The organism is Streptomyces sp. rh34, from assembly GCF_002551245.1.
GTDB lineage: Bacteria > Actinomycetota > Actinomycetes > Streptomycetales > Streptomycetaceae > Streptomyces.
Window position 1 is genome coordinate 1 of record NZ_NTGZ01000430.1, and the last position, 3,460, is coordinate 3,460.

A 3,460-nucleotide genomic window follows, 5' to 3' on the forward strand; every position below is an offset into this window, starting at 1 on the left:
GCGCGGAGGACGGCCGGACGCCCTGCCCGGACTGGTCGCCGAGGCGTTCGACGCGCTCGCCGCCGACCTGCTCGGCGAGCCGCGCCTTGCTCCGGACCAGCGCAGCGGCGCTCCGGAGCAGCACACCAGCACCACCAGCACCACAGAAGAAGCAGAAGGAACCGAGGCAACCTCATGAGCACCGAGATGAGCACCGAGCACAGCTCCACCCCCGCGGCCGAGGCGAAGGCCGAAGCCCAGGCCGAGTTCGCGGGCCGCACCGCCCTCGTCACCGGCGGCGCCTCCGGCATCGGCCTCGCCCTGGCCCGGCGGCTCGCCGCGGGCGGCGCGGCTGTCGTCGTCGCCGACTACGACGAGGAGAGCGCGCGCAAGACCGCGGCCGAGCTGGAGAGCACCGGAGCCAGGGCCGCCGCCGTCGCGATGGACGTCACCGATCCCGCCTCCGTCGAAGCGGGCGTGCGGTTCGCGGTGGACACTTTCGGCGCCCTCCACCTGGCCGTCAACAACGCGGGCATCGCGGGCCCCAGCAGTTCCACCGGCGAGTACCCGGTCGAGGACTGGAACCGCGTCGTCGCCACCAACCTCAGCGGCGTCTTCCACTCGATGCGCTACGAACTGCCCGCCATCGTCGCGGCCGGCGGCGGCGCGATCGTCAACATGTCCTCCATCCTCGGCACCAACGGCTTCGCGGGCTCTCCCGCCTACGTCGCGGCCAAGCACGGCGTCGTCGGCCTCACCAAGACCGCCGCGCTCGAATACGCCGGGCAGAACGTCCGGATCAACGCGGTCGGCCCCGGCTTCATCGACACCCCGCTCCTGCGGGACACCGACCCGGAGGCCCGCGAGCACCTGATCTCCCTGCACCCGGCCGGACGGCTCGGCACCGCCGAGGAGGTCGCCGAACTCGCCGCCTTCCTGCTCTCGGACAAGGCTTCCTTCATCCACGGCAGCTACCACCTGGTGGACGGCGGCTACTCCGCCCCGTGACGGAGCCCGAGTGGCGCGCGGGGGGCACGGGGGCGACAAAGGGACACGGGGGGCGACCAAGGGAACAAGGAAGAAGCGAGGAGACCTCATGAAAGCCGTTCAGTACCGAGCCGTCGGTGCCGCCCCCGAGGTGGTCACCGTCCCGGACCCCGAGCCCGGCCCCGGTCAGGTCCTGCTGAAGGTCACCGCCGCCGGCGTCTGCCACTCCGACATCGCCGTGATGAGCTGGCCCGCCGACCAGATCCCCTTCCCGCTGCCCCTCACTCTGGGACACGAGGGCGTCGGCACGGTCGCCGCCCTCGGCGACGGCGTCGACGGCTTCGCCCTCGGCGACTCCGTCGCGGTGTACGGGCCCTGGGGCTGCGGCACGTGTGTGAACTGCGCCGAAGGCAAGGAGAACTACTGCCTGCGCGCCAAGGAGCTCGGCATCATGCCGCCCGGACTCGGCGCACCCGGCGCGATGGCCGAGTACATGATCGTCGACGATCCCCGCCATCTGATCCCGATCGGCGACCTCGACCCGGTGAAGACGGTGCCCCTCACGGACGCTGGACTGACCCCGTACCACGCGATCGTGCGCTCCCTGGCGAAGCTGGTGCCCGGCTCCACCGCCGTCGTCATCGGCACCGGCGGCCTCGGCCACGTCGCGATCCAGCTGCTGCGCGCCATGACGGCCGCCCGGGTGATCGCCCTGGACGTCACCGAGGACAAGCTCGCCCTGGCCAGGGCCGTCGGCGCGCACGAAGCCGTCCTCTCCGACGAGAAGGCGGCCGCCCGCGTCATGGAACTGACCGGCGGACTCGGCGCCCACGTGGTCCTCGACTTCGTCGGAGCGCCACCCACCGTGGCGACCGCCGGAGCCGCCGCCCGCGTCGACGGCGACGTCACCATCGTCGGCATCGGCGGCGGCGCGCTCCCGGTCGGCTTCGGGGCGCTTCCGTACGGCACCAACGTCAGCGCGCCCTACTGGGGCTCGCGCAAGGAACTCGCCGAGGTCCTCGACCTGGCCCACGCCGGAGCGGTCGACGTCCACGTGGAGACGTACTCCCTCGACGAGGCTCCGCTCGCCTACGAGCGTCTCCACGACGGCAGGATCAACGGCCGGGCCGTCATCCTCCCGGGCGGCTGAACCCCTCCCGCACCCACGGCCGAACCCTTCCCACACCCGGCGGCGACCTCCGGTTACTCCCCGGCCGCCGCCGGGGAGGAGGGCGAAAAACTCCCGGCGCCGGGAGGCCGGCCGCCGTTAGAATGGCCCGCATGGGTTCGTACCACTTCTACTTCTTCCGCTGATTCCCGGCCCGGACGGCCGCAGCGCGCCACACCGCGCGTCCCTCTGAGACGCCCCGGTGACGTCGACGTCACCCCGCGCGCCCGCCGCCGTCCCCTCCGCCGTCCGGCATCCACGCCCCGCCGCCGCGCCTCCGCGCGCGCCTTCGCGGGCCGTCACCCAGGGAAAAGGCACCCATGCACCCCCAGCGCGACCGCGCTCAACTTGCCATGAAGGACGTCTCCAAGGCGTACGGGGACCGTTCCGTACTCGACCAGGTGGCCCTCACCGTCCGGCCCGGTGAGAAGACCGCCGTCATCGGCGAGAACGGCTGCGGAAAGTCCACCCTGCTCCGGCTGCTGGCCGGAGTGGAACACCCGGACACCGGGGAGATCACCGTCCGCTTCCCCGGCGGCACCGGCTATCTCGCCCAGACCCTCGACCTCGGCCCGGCCGACACCGTGCAGGACGCCGTCGACGCGGCCCTCGCCGAACTGCGCGACCTCGAACACCGTATCCGCGAGGCGGAGGCCGGCCTCTCGGAGCGGAAGCCCGGCGACGCGGGGCCCACCGACGCGGAGCTCGCCGCGTACGGAGACCTCCTCACCGCCTACGAGGACCGCGACGGCTACCGGGCGGACGCCCGCACCGAAGCGGCTCTGCACGGCCTCGGCCTCGCCCACCTGACCCGCGACCGCGCGCTCGCCACGCTCTCCGGCGGCGAGCAGTCCCGCCTCGCCCTCGCCTGCGTCCTGGCAGCCGCCCCCGAACTGCTGCTGCTCGACGAGCCGACCAACCACCTCGACGCCCGCGCCGTCGGCTGGCTGGAGGACCATCTGCGCGCCCATCGGGGCACCGTCGTGGCGATCACCCACGACCGGGCGTTCCTGGAGCGCGTCACCTCGGTGATCCTGGAGGTCGACCGGGACCTGCGCACGGTCACCCGGTACGGGGACGGCTGGGACGGCTACCGCACCGCCAAGGCCGCCGCCCGCCGTCGCTGGGCCCAGGAGCACGAGGAGTACCTGACGGACCTGGCCCGCACCGAGGAACTCGTCGAAGCGGCCGGAGCGCGGCTCGCGGCCACCGCGGGAGACCCGAAACAGGGCTTCGGCAAGCACCGCCGCTCGCACGAGGCCAAACTGTCCGGCCAGGTCAGGGCCGCCCGGACCCGGCTGGACGCCCTGCGCAGGTCACCCGTGC

The 3,460-nt window shown here is 73.2% G+C and carries 3 protein-coding genes; all 3 read left to right on the forward strand.

What is annotated here, in order from left to right; translation table 11 throughout:
* Positions 1-186: 186 nt before the first annotated feature.
* Positions 187-987, forward strand: coding sequence for an SDR family NAD(P)-dependent oxidoreductase (locus CR470_RS36700; protein WP_097872005.1), 801 nt, complete (start codon positions 187-189; stop codon positions 985-987).
* Positions 988-1,075: 88 nt separating this feature from the next.
* On the forward strand, positions 1,076-2,116 hold the full coding sequence (locus CR470_RS36705) for an NAD(P)-dependent alcohol dehydrogenase (protein ID WP_097872003.1): 1,041 nt from the start codon (positions 1,076-1,078) through the stop codon (positions 2,114-2,116).
* 338 nt (positions 2,117-2,454) lie between these two features.
* Positions 2,455-3,460: ATP-binding cassette domain-containing protein (locus tag CR470_RS36710; RefSeq protein WP_143663972.1), on the forward strand; the 1,006-nt coding region annotated here is incomplete at its 3' end.